The organism is Candidatus Hydrogenedentota bacterium (genome assembly GCA_035450225.1).
Lineage (GTDB): Bacteria > Hydrogenedentota > Hydrogenedentia > Hydrogenedentales > SLHB01 > DSVR01.
The window spans coordinates 36,785-53,448 of the sequence record DAOTMJ010000033.1; the positions used below are offsets into that span (position 1 = coordinate 36,785).

A 16,664-nucleotide genomic window follows, 5' to 3' on the forward strand; every position below is an offset into this window, starting at 1 on the left:
TCATGACGCGGCCTTGGCGAGAAACGCGACAACCTGTTGCACCAGCGCGGCCTCTTCCCGGCCCAGCCCCGTTGCGAGCACATCCAATTGCCAGGGATACAGCGTGGTGGCGATGCGATACCCGATTGCCCATGCCGAAAGGGTGCAGAGAAACAGGCCAAGTAGCGCGCCGAAATAACGGCGCATGAATGCCAGAAAGGCGATTCGCCGCGCGCCGCGCGCCGCGCGCAGCATGCCGGTCTCGGTCTCCGGCGCCTCGGGCAGCGAAGCGTCGCTTACCGGAGGAACGGCATTTGCTTCCCGAGAACCATTTTCCTGCTCGATTTGCCTCAGGCGGCGGCGGCAGTTGGCCACGGCGGCACCGCTCGAAGGGAGGCGAATATGCGGATAGATGCAGCCGAAAAGGATCAACAGGAAGACAAAGGCCCACCAGACGGTGCGCAATCCTTCCAGATGCGCCAGGGACACGGCCGGTTGTCCCTGTAAAAATGCCAATAGCGCCAGCAAAAACAGCATCACGATCTGGCCGGCAGCCAAGGCGGTCACGCCCAAGCGGGAATGATCGAGCGTCCATGATCGGCGCCCGACACGCATCAATCCGTTCAAGCCGTATGCCACTGCATAGGCAAGAAAGAACACGCCGGCCGTCTGCCAGCACAAGTGCAATGGCAGGGCGTAGCGGCGCCGATTGGCTGCAATCCGGCGATCGCGTGTTTCCTCAAAGGCATTCAGTTGTTCGAGCGCATCGGCCAACCGGGCGCGCTTTTGTTCAAAGGCAGGATTGGCGGCGGCGCCTTGTTGGGCGTGAAGGGCAATCCGTTCGTCCAATGCCATCAAGGCGATGTGGATGCCGGCCGTGGCCTGCACGCTGCCCCCGCCCGCCTGTGCATGGCGTGCAAACGAACTCGACGCGGGGGATGGGTCTGGCATTACCGAACCCATGGCGATGCGCTCGCCGGCATGTTGCAACGTTTCGAGCCAGCTGTCCCAATACGGCGCCTGGCGTTGCAGGGAGGCTTGGCGGCCCTGTTTTACAGCCAGATCCGCGAAACGGTACAACGGCGCGCAGAATTCGTCCACGATTTGGCGGCGCAGTTTTTCGTACCGGTATCCGCGTTCGGGCATGGCGGAAGTCCACAACGGGCGTGGAACGACCAAGGGGGCATTGTTGTTGTTGGCCTTGGCCAACAGGGCCAGCGCATCGCCCAGAGCGGCCTCGGAATCCGGCTTTAGAAATGGCTGTGTCGCCGCCGACAGGTACAGGGGCCAAGTATTGTCCGAAAGCAACGCGGCGGCCCGCTGAAATTGCGCCTGCGCCTCGGCAAAACGGTCTGCCGCGAACAGGCGGCATCCAAAACGCAGGGCGGTGAAGGGATTGTTCGGGTCGGCCTTGCACGCCCGTTCGTAGGTGGGCAGGATTAGATCCGATTCCTCTCGCTCGGCCAGCGCGGCCAGGTATTTTGGGGTAGGGGTTTCGCGGATCGCCGCGTCGCGTTTGACCACTTGGCGGAGCATTGCCCGGGCCGATTCCGGTTCAAGCGTCAAGGCCGCGATATATTGGCTTTCGACGAGTTCGTAGCGCAGATAGCGTTCCGAAAACCAGAGCATGGCGGTAATGGCGACGGCCGCAAAGACGCACAAGCGGAACGAGTGGCGCGAACGACGGCCGCCCGCCAGATCGCCGCCGCTGCCAAATTCGGGGAAACCGCCCGATGGTGAAGGTCCGCAGGGGCGCGCGGCGGATGAAGGGAGATTCGGATTCAGTTGTCGTCTCCTGGGGCCTGTAGCCCGCAAGCCCGGCCGTTCAGGCTTTTTGCGCCATCAAGGCCCGGGCGATATTCTTGCCTTCCTCGACACCGGGTTGATCGAACGTGTTGACGTTGTACAGGCGGCCTGCCATGGCCGTTTCCACTTCAAGCATATACAGCAGTTGCGCGACGGTGTTGGCATTGATTCTGGGCAGGGTGACGTGAATGACGGGGCGCCGGCTGATTTTCAGGGCATCCATCGTTCCGAGGAGTTCCGCCGCCATGAGGCTGTTCATGCTGTGGCCGGACAAATACGCGAATTGCGGCACGGCCTTCAGCACATCCGGAAGATTCGGAATCCGGAGCGTGACATCGAATGCGGCGGCCTCGATGATCGTGAAGATCTTGTTGTTGGGACCTTCCCGGTACAATTGAACCTGCGAATGCTGATCCGTCACGCCAAGGGACTTGATCGGCGTTTGGCCGGCATAGACGTCCTTGCCGTCCAGGCTTTTACGTTTTCCGAGGCTTTCCGCCCACAACTGGCGGTACCAGTCGGCCACGTCCCGCAACCCATCCGCATACGGCATCATCACCGACATGCACTTGCCTTTTTTCGTGTCGGCCAAGTAATGGATGGCCGCGCGCAGATAAGCCGGATTGGTTTTCAAGTCCCCCGCGCCGCACCGCTTGTCCATCGCTTCGCATCCCGCGCGCATGGCGTCGAGTTTCATGCCCAGCAGGGCCGCCGGAAACATGCCGACCGGTGAAAAGACCGAAAAACGGCCGCCGACGTTCAGCGGCACTTCAAACACGTCGAGTCCGTACAAGTCCGCGACGGGGCGCAACAGGCTGGCCTTGGGGGCGTTGGGGGGATTCGTCGTGACGACGAGATGGTTCTTGATGCGGGCCGCGCCGACACTCCTCTTCAGGGCGTCAATGACGATCAACAGTTGCGTGACCGTTTCGGCGGTGTCGCCCGATTTCGAGATGACATTGAACAGCGTCTTTTCCGGCGGACACAGGCGCATCATGGCGGCGAAGGTCGTGGGGTCTATGTTGTCCATCACGAAAAGCCGCGGATAGCCGCTGCGATCCTTGCGATCCAGCGTGTTGTAGTACGGCGGCTTGAGCGCGGTCAACAGCGCGGTCGTTCCCAATGCGGAGCCGCCGATGCCGAGCACCACCACATTCTCGGCGCCTTTGTCGAGGAATTGGGCGGCCTTTTTTTTGACATTCCGAAAGACGGCGTCGTGCTTGTACAGGTCGTAGAAACCGTAGACCTTGTCCCGGCGTTCCCTGCGCAAAATTGTGTGCGCCTCGCGCACGCGCGGCGCGATCGCCTTCAGCTCGGCCGGTGTGATGCCGTGCTCCGCGCCCACGGCATCCGCCATGCACCGGGTTACATCCACGCGAATTTCGTCAATTCTGGATTTGTTCATGGTCTTTCTCCGCGAAAAAACGTTCGAGCGCATCGTACATTGCCGCCCGCGTGCCTCGCATCACGGGCACGCCGGGCAGCGAATCAAGAAATACCTTACCATAGTATTTGGCGGCAATCCGGCGGTCAAGCACGATGATCGCGCCGGTATCGGAGCGGCGGCGAATCAACCGTCCAAATCCCTGCCGGAACTTGATGACCGCCTGCGGGACCGTGTATTGCATGAACGAGTTGCCGCCCGCGCGGTCAATGGCCTCCGCGCGCGCTTCGAGAATGGGCTCGGTCGGCACGCGGAACGGCAGTTTGGGCAGGATGACGCATTGCAGCGCCTCGCCGGCCACGTCAATGCCTTCCCAGAAACTGTCCGTCGCGAACAGTACGCTCGACACGTCGGACCGGAACCGGTCGAGCAGCCGCGTTCGCGTGGCTTCGCCCTGTTTCAGGGGCGTAATGCCCGTTCCCCGCAGTTCCTCCTCGAGCCGTTTATGCGTGTAATCGAGGGCATAAAAAGACGTGAACAGGATCAGCGCGTGGCCGTGCGTGATGGCGAGGATGCGCCGGATGCTTTCCACGCTTTCTTCGAGAAATTTGGGGTCGTCCGGCGAGGCGATATCCATCGCGATGCCAAGGAATGCCTGCCGGGAAAAATCGAAGGGCGTGTCGAGGATGGCCGTCTCGATGCGGGCGGGTTCCGTCCGGTTGAGGCCGATCCGCTCGAAAAGAAAATCGAACGACTGGCGCACGCTCAGGGTGGCGGAAACCATGACGACGCTTTTGAGGTTTTCATAGACCCAATCGGCCAGGCATTGGCCGACGTCGAGAAAGCAGCGCACCGCCCGCACGTATTTCGGATTCTGGCTGTCTATTTCAATCCAGCGGACCGTGTTCGGTTCGAGTTCCGGCCTCGTCATTTCGGCCAGCACCTTCCCGTGTCCTTCGAGGCGCGCGCGATACGCGTCGAGTTCGGTCGTTTCGGCCAGAAACGGCGGCTCGGACGAATCGTCGTCGGGCTTGGCGCGCCGGAGCAATTCCAGGAGGGTCCGGCATTGCGTCACGCACGACGCGATTTCCTCGACCAGCGGAAGGACGTAAACGGCGTGAACCTCGCGGACGGCATGGTCTCCCAGGGCCTCTTCCGTCAGCCGCCATTTGATGTCGCGCCCGATTTGCCTGCACTTCATCGCGGTCAGTTCGCGCAACGCATCGAAAGCCGATCGCACCCCCTCCCGGACGCCGGCCAGCGACGGCAGCAGACGGTTGTCCACGATGTCAATAATTGTTTCGCGGTATTCGCGGTCCGCCGTCCGGCGATCCTTGATGAGCCGCGTCTTGATGAAGGGGAGTAGGCCGTGTTCGTGGCGCTGGAAGCGGTTCAGCAGCGCCAACAGACCCAGCCGCGACGTTTCCGAACCGAAATACTCCGTGGCGCTGTCCTCGATGCTGTGGGCCTCGTCGAAAATTACGCGACGGTACGCGGGCAGAACCGCCAGCGACGAGAAGTCGCCCAGTTCGCGCTTCAGGCTCGTGTCCGAGAAGACGATGTGGTGGTTGGCGATGATGATGTCCGCCTTGGCCACTTCGCGGCGCGCTTTCGTGACGAAACAGGTTTTCGTGTTCGGGCACCGCGACCCGGCGCACATGTCCGTTTCGGCGCAGATGCGCTCCCACAACTCGCGCGACGGCATGAAGGGGAGATCCGAACGGCTGCCGTCCTGCGTGTTCGCGGCCCATTCGGCCAGCGCCTTGATGGATTCCTGCATTTTCTCGTCGTCGAACAACGTGGTCTCCGACACGGTGCGCGCGAGTTTCTGCCGGCATACGTAGTTCGATCGACCCTTGACAAGAACCGCGTTGAACTGGGCCTTCAGGGCCTTCTTCAGCAACGGGATGTCCTTGAACATGATCTGTTCCTGCAAGTTGATGGTACGGGTCGAAATCACGATGCGCTCGCCGTTGCGCGCGGCCCAATACACGGCGGGCAGCAGGTAGGCGAAGGTCTTGCCGACGCCCGTCGGCGCCTCGATGACCGCGATGCCGTCGTGGTTGAACGCGCGCGAGACCAGTTCGAGCATGGTCCGCTGCTGGGGCCGGACCTCGAAACGCGGCACGACACGGGCTAGGTTGCCCGCCGGATTGAACACGCGCGCCATTTCGCCGGGATCGAGTTTGCGCAGTTCCTTGTCCACGAATGGTTCGACGACAACGTAAACGCGCTCGACCTCGTTGTCCACGATATAGACGCCGTGCGCGTTGTTGCCGCAGGCCGCGGCGATTTCGAGATCGGCGCGGGATGGTTCGATCCCGCCGGAGGGGTGGTTGTGGATCAACACGTCGCGCGGCGCCAGCATGTCGAGAAAGGCCGGCACGGCCTCCTCGGTTCCGCGCGCGCAGACGCGCACGCGTTCGACCATTCCCCTTGCGTCGAGCGATCCCGCGAAAAAGACTTCGCGCCCGCCGGTTTCCTCGATGGCGCGGCGCATCATTCCCGCGGCAAGCAGGGCAATTCGCTTTTGCGCCTTTTCTCCGGCCGCTACGGACATGGCGGACCGCTATTGCACATGACGCCCGACCAGGTTCAGGAATTCGGCGCGGGTGGCGTCGTCGGAGTGAAAACTACCCAGCACCGACGAGGTGGTCATGAGCGCGTTTTGTTTTTCGATGCCCCGCATCATCATGCACAGGTGGCGGCACTCCATGACCACGCCGACGCCCTCCGCCTGTGTCATCTTCATGATGGCGCGGGCGATTTCCGCCGTAAGCCGTTCCTGAATCTGCAAGCGCCGCGAAAAACAATCCATGATGCGGGCCAGTTTGCTCACGCCGAGGACTTTATGCCGGGCGATGTAACCGATATGACAGCGTCCGAAGAAGGGCAACATGTGATGTTCGCACAGGCTGTACACCTCGATGTCCCGAAGGATGATCATGTTGTTCGATTCCGACTCGAACACGGCGTCGTTGACGACGGACTCGAGGGACGCCCGATAACCAGCCGTTAGGAACTCGTAGGCCCGCGCCACGCGATCCGGCGTTTTGAGCAATCCTTCCCGTTCGGGATCCTCGCCGATTTCCACCAGCAACTCACGAATCAACTGGGCGACGCGATCTTTGTTCATGCGGAAAGAACCTCCATTGAATCGGCTGATTATACGTTATGGAATGAACGGTCCGCACCTCCCTGCCGAATATCTCAAGCATAGGCGCCGCATTCGAGGGCGGTTTCGATGAACGTAATGTAATTCGCTTCCGTTTTTGGGGCGAGGGGGGTGTTGATGGGCGCGGCGGTGGGAAGGATGATGTAGCCACCGCCCTGTTTCGCCGCGTCCATGCAGGCGATGACGGCCTGCCGCACCTCTTCCCGCGAACCGTGTTCGAGCAGTTTCAGTTGCAGATTGCCGCAGAGACAAAGCCGATCTCCCGCGCGCCGTTTTACCTCCGCCAACTCGATGTCGCCGTCCGGCGGCGCCTCGCACGGGTCAAGTGCGTCCGCCCCTGTCGCCACGATCATGTCGAGAACCTGCCCGATGCGTCCGTGGCAATGGAATCGCGCAAGCGCCCCTTTTTCGTGGAGCCGTTCAACCATTTCCTTCACGTAAGGCGTGACGAAGCGATCGAACAGTTCCGGCGGCAAATAGGGCGGCGTGGCGTATTCAGGACCGCAGATGCGATAGAGGTCGGAAACGTTCGCGGCCAAATGGCGGCGCAGGTTCTCCATGCAGCGTTCGTGCAGAATCTCGACCGTTCGCGCGAAATGGTCCGTCTCCGAAAGCGCCCACACCGTGTATTGTCCAAATTCCATCAAGTCCGCCGCCATCCACAACGGATCGGCAAGACCGTCCATGATAATGCCGCGATCCCCCACTTCGCCGTCAATCCGCGCGCGGTCCGATGCGTCGTAGGTAACCGGTTCATACGGTACCGACAGGGCCTTGTCCACGTCGTCGAGGCTTTTGCACCAATGCTCCGTCATCCACGTGGTATGGACGTTGTCGAAAACCTTGTAGGATCGCGTGAGCGGACCTTTCGGCGTGTGAACAGTCTGATAATAGACGGTGGCATTCCCTTCGCGGCGCTCGGAACCCGTAATCTCGACGGGATAAGCGGATTCGAGAAATCGCGCGTTGGACCCCGGCCCCCACATGGCCAGGCAATCGGTTTTTTCACGGATGACGTCCATCAACGCGCGATAGGACGGATCGTTATTTTCAAAGGCCCGGCTGTTCCAGCCCACCAATTCGTAGGTCGAAATCGGCACGCGGTCGGCTTGGCCGCCGCGGAGGGTCAACAGTATCCGTTCCCGGGAAGTCATGCGGTCCTTCTCCTCTGCGCAAAAGACCATACGACGGCCTGCCGGGAAAGATCAACCGTTCCCATTTTTGTTCAATGGCGCAGGAAGCGATTTCGAATAGCCGGGCAACGGCGTTCCCGGGAGAGCAGTCTTGCAAAACTTCTTTTCCGCGAGAAAATAAGTTTCCATGAGAGCACCGTGCTCTCGGAGTCGTGAACGTCCCGGGATGTAACGCCGATTTCCAAATCGGTTCGATGAAATACGAACTGCCGATTTGGAAATCGGCGCTACAAGGCGGCCATTTTCAAATTTCGCACAAGATCCCGATACCTGCTCCGACATGAAATGGCCCGGAATGGCTATCTTCGTGGAACTTCTCATCCCTTTGTCTCAAGAAGTTTCCTCGATCAATCTTTTTTTGGACCGAAATGACAGGCTCAACCGAATTCCCGCGCATTACGTCATTGCGTTGAAGCCCTTGGACAGGAACAGACCGTTGCTTCGACTTATCGCGCCGCGAGTTTTTTGGCGATCCCGGCCACATGCCGGCCCTGGAACCGGGCGATGGCCAACTCGTTCTCCGAGGGCTGCCGGGAACCGTCGTGACCGGCGAGCGTCGAGGCGCCATAGGGCGTGCCGCCGGTGATTTCATTCATGTTCAACAGGGCGGCCTGCGAATACGGCACACCGACGACGACCATGCCGTGGTGCAGCAGGGTGGTGTGAAAACTCGCGATTGTGGTCTCCTGGCCGCCGTGCTGCGTGGCCGTCGAGATGAACACACTGCCCACCTTGCCGATGAGTTTGCCTTCCATCCAGAGTTTGCCGGTCTGATCGAGGAAATTCCGCATCTGCGCGCACATGTTGCCGAAACGCGTCGGCGTCCCGAAAATGATGGCGTCCGCGTCCGCCAACTGTTCGGGCGTGGCCACGGGCACATGGGCAAACGCCGCGCGCGCATCCAGGGCGCCCGCCCGCCTCAGCGCCTCGTCCGGAACCAGTTCAGGCGTCTGGTAAAGCGTCACGACGGCGCCCTCCACCTCGCGAGCGCCCTCCGCCACCGCCTCGGCCAGACGATAGACATGGCCATACATGCTGTAGAAAACGATTTGAACATTCACGGCCATTGGAAATCTCCTTCCCATTTTGGAGCGACCGGTCTTGTGGCTCCACCGACTTTTACAAATCGCCATTGAACGATATGGTCGAACGACATCCTGGTAACAAAAAACCGGCGCGGGCTATTTCAGGCGAGGATCCAGCCCCCAAAAAAGACCCCTTGCGCCGCCCATGATAAACACGCGGATATCGAAGCACAAGCCCCGGCGATTTGCCGAATTGCTTGCGGGGTGTCACGACGCTTTGGGTATAACGGGCCGATGACAGGTTGTTCGCTCCATTGCCGATTGCAGCCGATGCGGGGAGATTCGGACGGAAGCGCCAGACACCGTAAGCCGAAGATCATTGTCCCGGCGCTCATACAAAGGGCCTCTTGTTGCCATGATTCTTATGGCCATTATTCAAACGACAAGACTTCGATTGTCGTATCGGATGATCTCTATCTGCTTGGCATCTTGAATTTTCCTGTACCCGATGTCCTGCTACATAGTATCGCTTCGACCAAACAGGGCGGCTACTACGAGTACAAGCCGATGTACGTTGCTCAGATTCCCATCCCTTCAACAACATGTCTTGGTTCAACGGGAAAGATTCGCCACGACAAGATGGTCTCGCTTGTCCAACGGATACTCGATCTGCACAAGCGTCTACAAACGGTGAAGGCGGACCACGAGCGCACGACGCTCGAACGGCAAATCGCCGCCGCCACCACCGAAATCGACCACCTCGTCTACGAACTCTACGACCTCACGTCCGAAGAAATCGCCCCCCGCCCCGTGATTATCCGCAGCATGGGCATGGGCGGATCGGACGAATCGGTATTCGGCGTTACACGTGCGACGGCGCGAGAAAATTCACAAAATCCCATGCCTGTCATAATGGCGAGAGCCTGGCATTGCCCGGCCTGCGGAAGGCGTGGTACTGTTGATGCGGCCCGATTGCGCGGGACATCGCGAAGGATGGGCCGCAGGAGCCGGGCAGCCATGCCGCGATTGAAAGCCGATTTGCACACGCATTGTGCCGATGACCGTTACGACCGCGTCGCCTTTTCCGCGGAGACGTTGATCGACACGGTTGCGGAACAGGGGTACGACGTGCTGGCGATCGCCTGCCATGTGCGCCTCGTCCATACGCCGGCGCTGGTGGAATACGCCCGGCGTCGCGGGGTGTTGCTGATGCCCGCCATCGAACTCATGGTCGAAGGCAAACATATCGTGGTGCTCAATCCCAGCGAAGCCGCCGCGCGGGCCTCCACCTTCGCCGAGTTGCGCGCCGCCGATCGCCGTGAAAGCGTCGTGCTGGCGCCGCATCCCTACTATCCCGACCCTTCCTGTCTGCATGGGCGGCTCGTCGAAAATATAGACCTTTTCGACGCCGTCGAATACTGCGCAACCTACAAGCGGCTTCTGAATCCGAATTGGCCGGCCGTGCGGACGGCCCGGCGGTTCGGCCTTCCCATGATCGGTTCTTCGGACATCCACGCCATGCCGCACTGCGCGCACACGTTCACCTGGATTGACGCGGAGGAGGCGTCGGTGGCGGGCATCGTGCGCGCCATCCGCGCCGGGCGCGTCGAGGTGGAAACCAGTCCACGCCCCCTGAAAGACATCATGTCCATGTTTACGTTCTACTTCAGTTATCATGTGCGCACACTGGGCGGTCTTCGCGAGGAAGCGGCCGCATGGGACGAATAATTGCTTGGCCGGATTGATTGAATGGGATCAAGTATGATTCAGTACACTATAATGATTCCGCTTGGAGGCGGTGCAGATTTATGATAGAACGGATTACGGTTCTCGGCGGCAGCAGCGTTTACACGCCCGAGTTGATTCAATCGCTCGTTTCGCACAACCTGACCGTTAAGGAAGTGGTCCTGGTGGGGCGTTCGGGGTCGAAACTGTCCATCGTGGCGCGTTTCTGCCAGCGCATGATCGCCCGTACCGGCTTTCCGTTGGCCATCCATCACACGACCGATTTCGAAGCCGGCATACGCGGCGCGCGCTATGTCGTGAACGCCATGCGTGTCGGCGGCATGCCGGCCCGCGCGCGCGACGAGAAAATCCCCCCCCAGTTCGGCATGTTGGGCGACGAGACGCTCGGCGCCGGCGGCATCGCCAATGCCCTGCGCACCCTGCCGGTCGTGTTCGACATCGCGCGCGTCATCGAATCGGTCAATCCCCAGGCAATCCTAATCAATCTAACCAATCCGCTCGGCATCATCATCGAAGCGCTGGGACGTTACACGAAAGTCAACGCGATCGGCGTCTGTGATCTGCCGGCCCTGACCGTCAAGAGGATTGCAGAGGTGTTACGGTGTCCGCCCGGCGAGATCGCGGTGGATTACGTGGGACTCAATCACCTTGGCTGGATCCAAGATGTTAAAATTGACGGGCGCAGTTATATGACGTATCTGCTGGACAAACTCGGCCAATCGAGAGCAGAAGGCTTCGATCATGAATTGATCGGATTGTTCCGCATGATTCCCACCCGGACGGTCGGACTTTTTTACCATCAGTTGGAATCCCTGAAAAAGCAACATAATCACGAACCGTCCCGTGCGGAGGTTCTTCAGGAGGCCGAACAACAAATCCTGCGATCCTATCAGGACGAACACCTGCACGAAATTCCGGAACTCGTCCGGGAACGGAACGCTGTCTGGTACGAGGAATGTATCGTGCCGCTCATTGAAGCCCTGGAAAGCAAGTCCGGGCGGTGCATGGTGCTGTGCGTGCGCAACGGCGAAACCATTCGCGATTTTTCCGAGGAAAGCAGCATCGAGGCGCCGGTATGGGTCGGCAGAAAAGAATGGCGCACGAAACCGATCGGCAGTTGTCCGCGGTTCATGCGGGGTCTTTGCATCGCGGTCAAGGAAAGCGACCGGCTGGTCATCGAGGCGGCCCGGCACAAGAGTTACGAATGCGCATTACAGGCGCTTGCCGTTCATCCGCTGGTCCCTTCCGTGCGGTCGGCGAAAAAATTTCTCGATTATCTGGCAAAGGAAGACGGTCTTGAATTGCATTGAAACGGCAAAGGCCCTGATATTGCGGCCGGACCGCCGTATGCGGTACGCTTTGAGCTGCGGACGGCGTGGCGCGTGGATGCGCCGGGCCACGATGCCGGCAAGGGGAAAGGAAACATGGTCATGCGCAAGATAACGGCAGTGATGACAGTGGCGCTGTTTGCCCTATGGGCCTTCGCGGACGAACCGCCGCCCATCGTAAACGGCGGTGGTATCACCCTCAAGGATCTGGCCGGCATGGACCGGCTCGTCACGGTGGTTCTCAAGGGCAGCAACGCCATGGATCGCAATCTTCGGGTGCTCGATGTCGGCCCGGCCACTTTTTCGGTCATGTCCGCCAAAGGCGAACGAACCGCCTACCTGTTTTCCTCAGTGGCCGAGATTCGCGTGCAAGAAGGCAAGGTCGAATCACAGGAATTCAATCTGGATGCCAATCGGGCGCTCCGTCCTGAAGAACAGAAAATCCTCGACCGGGCGTTAGAACGGTGTCGTGAATTTTTTGACGCGGCAAGTTCGAATCAGGTCGTCAAGATGCGCGCGGCCACGTTTCTTTGCGCGGGCGGCAAGAAAGACGCCGCCGAATATCTCATGAAACTGGCCACAAGCAACGACCTCCCGACGGAAGTCGAGGCGGCTCTGTGCCTTTTTGTGGGAGGTGAAAAAGACATTCCCCGGACAATCATTCCGCAGGGTCTGAAAAGCGGCGACCGGACCGTTCGCGCCAAGGCGATGTTGCTGGCGGGCCTGACCGGCGATCAGGGCGCGGTTTCCACCCTGCAAGTCATGGTGCGCGATCGGGCCGCGGACATTTGCGGTCCCGCCGCCAAGGCGTTGGCCATGCTGGGCGTGCGAAACGCCATTCCCGACATCTTCAAGATGCTTCAGTTGAACGACCCCGTCAAGGGCGATTCGGCCGTCGAGGCCTTGTCGCGTTTCGGCGGCGCCGATGTGATCGAACAGGCCAAGGCGCTGCTTCCGCAAACGGAAGGACAACTTCGCTACCGCTTGGTGCTGTTGCTGTACAAACTCGGCGATCCGACCGGCAAGGAACTCATGCGGACGGAAATCTTCGCCACGCCGACCCTGCAGCCCGAAGCGGCCCCCCTGCTTGCCAAGGACGGCGACCGGGAAGCCGCCCAATATCTGTCGAACCGTCTGCAGGGCCTGTACGACGAGAAACCCGAAGTGCTGATGTTCCGGGCGAAGGCGGCCCTTGCGCTCATGCACAGCGTGGATCCCACCGCCATGACGCATTTGCAGAAACTACTGACGGCCAATCTGCCTATCGCGAAACAGGGCATCGCCAATCTCATCGCCGAAACCGGCCGGCGAAAACTGTTGCCCATTCTGCAGCCGCTCATCGAGGATTCACGGGTGGGCGTGTCGTTGACGGCCTGCGGCGCCGCGCTGGCCATCGCCCGGCCGGAATTCCAGGAGCGATACATCGCATCGTTGAAATAACCGTTCCACGGCCCGCCGAACGGCCGGCACGCAAAAGGGCTTGAATCCGATGACCGATCGCCTGCATGTGTTCGTCACGGGACGCGTCCAAGGGGTCGGGTTTCGTTATTCGACCGAAGATCGCGCCCGGTCGCTCGGTCTGTACGGTTGGGTACGTAATCTGCCCGATGGCCGTGTCGAAGCCGAGTTCGAGGGACCGAAACCCGCCTTGGAGGAAATGCTCGAATGGTGCCGGCAGGGACCGCGATTCGCGGCGGTAGCGCGGGTCGAGGCCGATTGGGAACAAGGCGAGCCGCGGTATCGGGAATTCGCCTGTAGATAATCATGTGGTCCAAGCCGTCCATTGCATTCAACGAAAGGATTGCCGTCATGACCCTTGTTCTTCGCGTATGCATTCCGTTTCTTTTCGTTCTCGCCGCGTTTGTTCTTGCGGGAACCGCCCGTGCTGAACGCGGAGCCGCCGCGAAACTCGCGGAAATCGAGCGAATCGCCGGCGGCGGGCAGGATGTCCGCGTCGAAATCCCGAAACGTCCGAAACCGGCGATCGTGCTCCATGTCGCCCCGGACGGTTCCGACGCCAACGAGGGCACGAAGACACGCCCCTTCGCCACGCTCGAACGGGCGCGCGACGAGATCCGCGCCATTAGGCAACGCGGCGGCATTCCCGCCGGCGGCATAGACGTCGAAATTCGCGGCGGAACGTATCCCATCAAACAGACCTTTACGCTGACAGAGGAAGATTCGGGCACGGAAGCTGCACCCATTGTCTATCGCGCCCATCGCCGTGAAGCGCCCACGTTTTGCGGCGGCATCCGCCTGTCCGGTTTCACGCCCGTGGACGACGCGGCGATTCTGGCCCGCTTGCCCGAAGAAGCCCGCGGCAAAGTCGTGCAAGCGAACCTCAAGGAGTACGGTGTCGCCCAACTGAAGCCGCTCGAACTCGGCGGATTTTCAAGCGGGCGCGGATTCAAGACACATCCCGTCAACGAACTCTTTTACAACGGTGAAGCCCTGCCCATGGCGCGCTATCCGAACGACGGCGTCCTTTATGTCGCCGATATCGTCGTGGACGACGGACACGCCATCCACGGCATGAAGGGCAGCAAGACCGGGCGTATCCGTTACGACGGCGACCGGCCGGGCCGCTGGAAAGACGAAAAAGACGCCATGCTATACGGGTATTGGTTCTTCGACTGGGCCGATTCCTACGAACGCATCGAATCCATCGACACCGCCAACCGCGAGATTGCCTTCGCCCCGCCCTACCACACCTACGGCTACCGAAAAGGCGCCCGCTACTATGCCGTCAATCTTTTCTCCGAACTCGACATGCCCGGCGAATGGTATCTCGACCGCGCGAACGCCGTGCTCTACCTGTGGAAATTCAGGGACAGACACCTTATTTCCCCAGGGCGCGGCAATCACGCACGGCGGTATTTGGCCGAGGGAAATAAGGTGTCTGTCCCTGAATTTATTGAACTCTCCCTGTTCGAATCGCCCATGCTCAAAATGAAAAACGTTTCCCATGTCCGGTTCCAGGGCATTCGGTGGGAACTCGGGTGCGGAGACGCCATCCATGTAAACGGGGGCGAGCACTGCCTGTTCGCAGGCTGCACGGTGCGGCGCTTCGGCGGGGACGGCATCGTCGTCCGGGGCGGGACATCGCACGGCATTCTCTCGTGCGACATCTACTCGATGGGCCGCGGCGGCACGGTCATTTCGGGCGGCGACCGCAAAACCTTGTCGCCCGGAGGCCATTTCGTCGAGAATTGCCATATCCACAATCTCTCGCGCATTGACCACACCTACACGCCGGCCGTTCTCGTGGACGGTGTCGGGAACCGAATCGCCCACAACCGCATGCACCACATCAATTCGAGCGCCATCCGCCTCGGCGGAAACGACCACCTCGTCGAATTCAACGAAGTCCACGACGTGCTCCTCGAATCCGATGATCAGGGCGGCGCGGACATGTGGGGCGACGCCACCTACCGGGGCAACGTTTACCGCTACAACTACTGGCATCACAATGGAAACTGGCGGCGCATCGGCAAGGATCTCGCCTGCGGCCAGGCCGGCATACGCCTCGACGATGCCATCTCCGGCGTGTTTATCTACGGCAACGTTTTTTACAAGACCTCCTCCGGCGGCGCGGGATTCGGCGGCGTGCAAATCCACGGCGGCAAGGACAATGTCCTCGCCAACAACATTTTCGCCGATTGCACCTCGGCCATCAGCTTTTCGCCCTGGGGTCCCGAACGCTGGAAGGCGTTCATCGCCAAGGCCCTCGAATCTCCCGCGATCGACCCCGACCTGTACCGGCAGCGCTACCCTGAACTCGACCGCCTCGTCGAAGACGCAGACACCAACTATGTTCTCCGCAATCTGGTATGGAACTGCAAGGAATTCCTCCGCCGCGACAGAGGCTGCACCATCCAGGCGGACAACATCGTCACCGGCGACGCCTCGCATTTTACGAACGTCACACGCGGCGATTTCACACTGAAATCCCGCGCCATCAAACCCATCCCCTTCGGAAAAATAGGCCTTTACAGGGACGCCTTCCGCCGATCCCTCCCCTCGGACGACATCGCCGCCGCCCGCGCCCGGTAAGACGGATCGTGGCCCCTCAATATGCAATTGACCGCCGCAAAAGGATGTGATACGTTATTGATATGCAAACAAGCGTGGAAACTACAATCGCGGCGGCCTTGGGACCTCCCGTGGAGGCCCGTGCGCTGTTGGCCGAGAAACTGATCGAAAGTTTGGACAGCGAGCCGGCCCCGGGACTCAGCGCCGAATGGACTGAGGAAATTCGTAGACGCTGTCGCGAGATTGATGAAGCACGGGTCGGATTGCTTGATGCACAAGCCGTGTTAGAACAGGGATACGCGTTGCTCGGATGAAGCCCATTCGCTTCCATCCCGACGCCCGATCCGAGATGCTCGATGCCGCAGTCTACGATGAATCGCGGCAAGAACACCTCGGAAAACGGTTCTTGGCCTCGGTGAGTGAAGCGCTTGCAAGGATTCGCATCTTTCCCGAAGTGTATCCAATTGTCGAAACAGGCGTCCGCCGATGCCTCACAAAGACGTTTTTCCCTATGGGATTCTTTTCCGCGAAACGCCGGAACCGATTGCGATCATTGCACTTATGCATCTACACCGCGGGCCGGGCTACTGGAGAAGACGGGAAAACGAGGAGGTTCCATGCCCTGACAGCGCGCGGCATGCCAAGAATTGCCGGGTGCGCGTCCTCGCGCACCGCTGGAGTTTCTACATTTCGGCCTGAAAGGCCATGGATATGATAGCCCAGGGCAACGCCCTGGGAAAGAAGGTATTCTCTGTATTTGAGCTCTGAAAGAGCGAAACAATGTGTTGTAACGACCGTGGCCAGCTCGGTTACGCCCTTTCAGGGCTGTTCGACTTATTCTTGTTGCTTTTCCCAGGGCGTTGCCCTGGGCTTTGATGTCGCGCCCTTTCAGGGCGTCAACTCAACCGTGCTCTTCACGGACGGACGGAGTTTTCGCGCCGCTGGGCTTTGATGTCGCGCCCTTTCAGGGCGTCAACTCAACATGGAAAATGTAGA

12 protein-coding genes are annotated in these 16,664 nt (G+C 60.2%); 6 read left to right on the plus strand and 6 right to left on the minus strand.

What is annotated here, in order from left to right; genetic code table 11:
* The 6 genes from P5540_15250 to wrbA all read right to left on the minus strand — a co-directional run bounded on the left by P5540_15250 (position 1) and on the right by wrbA (position 8,604).
* Positions 1-1,794 (minus strand): hypothetical protein, encoded by a 1,794-nt coding sequence (locus P5540_15250; GenBank protein ID HRT66172.1) that lies wholly within the window; start codon positions 1,792-1,794, stop codon positions 1-3.
* Positions 1,795-1,804: 10 nt separating this feature from the next.
* Positions 1,805-3,190, minus strand: a complete 1,386-nt coding sequence (locus P5540_15255) for a glucose-6-phosphate isomerase (GenBank protein ID HRT66173.1) — start codon at positions 3,188-3,190, stop codon at positions 1,805-1,807.
* On the minus strand, positions 3,171-5,729 hold the full coding sequence (locus P5540_15260) for a helicase C-terminal domain-containing protein (protein HRT66174.1): 2,559 nt from the start codon (positions 5,727-5,729) through the stop codon (positions 3,171-3,173). Before P5540_15260 ends, P5540_15255 begins: the two co-directional genes overlap by 20 nt.
* 9 nt (positions 5,730-5,738) lie before the next feature.
* Positions 5,739-6,305 carry a GTP cyclohydrolase I FolE gene (gene folE, locus P5540_15265; protein ID HRT66175.1) on the minus strand — a complete coding sequence of 189 codons (567 nt, stop codon included), beginning with the start codon at positions 6,303-6,305 and terminating at the stop codon, positions 5,739-5,741.
* Positions 6,306-6,379: 74 nt separating this feature from the next.
* Complete coding sequence (locus P5540_15270; GenBank protein HRT66176.1) at positions 6,380-7,498, minus strand: uroporphyrinogen decarboxylase family protein; 1,119 nt, start codon at positions 7,496-7,498, stop codon at positions 6,380-6,382.
* 485 nt (positions 7,499-7,983) lie between these two features.
* A complete protein-coding gene (wrbA, locus tag P5540_15275) occupies positions 7,984-8,604 on the minus strand; it encodes an NAD(P)H:quinone oxidoreductase (GenBank protein HRT66177.1) in 621 nt (206 codons plus the stop codon).
* Positions 8,605-9,201: 597 nt separating this feature from the next.
* Here wrbA and P5540_15280 point away from each other — a divergent pair.
* From P5540_15280 to P5540_15305, 6 genes are all read left to right on the plus strand, one after another.
* Positions 9,202-10,290 (plus strand): PHP-associated domain-containing protein, encoded by a 1,089-nt coding sequence (locus tag P5540_15280; protein ID HRT66178.1) that lies wholly within the window; start codon positions 9,202-9,204, stop codon positions 10,288-10,290.
* An 80-nt stretch (positions 10,291-10,370) separates the two neighbouring features.
* Positions 10,371-11,618, plus strand: a complete 1,248-nt coding sequence (locus P5540_15285) for a hypothetical protein (protein HRT66179.1) — start codon at positions 10,371-10,373, stop codon at positions 11,616-11,618.
* Between the two features lie 120 nt (positions 11,619-11,738).
* The gene (locus P5540_15290) at positions 11,739-13,076 is read left to right on the plus strand and encodes a hypothetical protein (GenBank protein ID HRT66180.1); all 1,338 of its coding nucleotides are present in this window, start codon (positions 11,739-11,741) and stop codon (positions 13,074-13,076) included.
* 49 nt (positions 13,077-13,125) lie between these two features.
* On the plus strand, positions 13,126-13,398 hold the full coding sequence (locus P5540_15295; GenBank protein ID HRT66181.1) for an acylphosphatase: 273 nt from the start codon (positions 13,126-13,128) through the stop codon (positions 13,396-13,398).
* Positions 13,399-13,445: 47 nt separating this feature from the next.
* Positions 13,446-15,689: a right-handed parallel beta-helix repeat-containing protein gene (locus tag P5540_15300; protein HRT66182.1), complete on the plus strand. Its 2,244-nt coding sequence runs from the start codon at positions 13,446-13,448 to the stop codon at positions 15,687-15,689.
* A 74-nt stretch (positions 15,690-15,763) separates the two neighbouring features.
* On the plus strand, positions 15,764-15,982 hold the full coding sequence (locus P5540_15305) for an addiction module protein (GenBank protein ID HRT66183.1): 219 nt from the start codon (positions 15,764-15,766) through the stop codon (positions 15,980-15,982).
* Positions 15,983-16,664 lie beyond the last annotated feature (682 nt).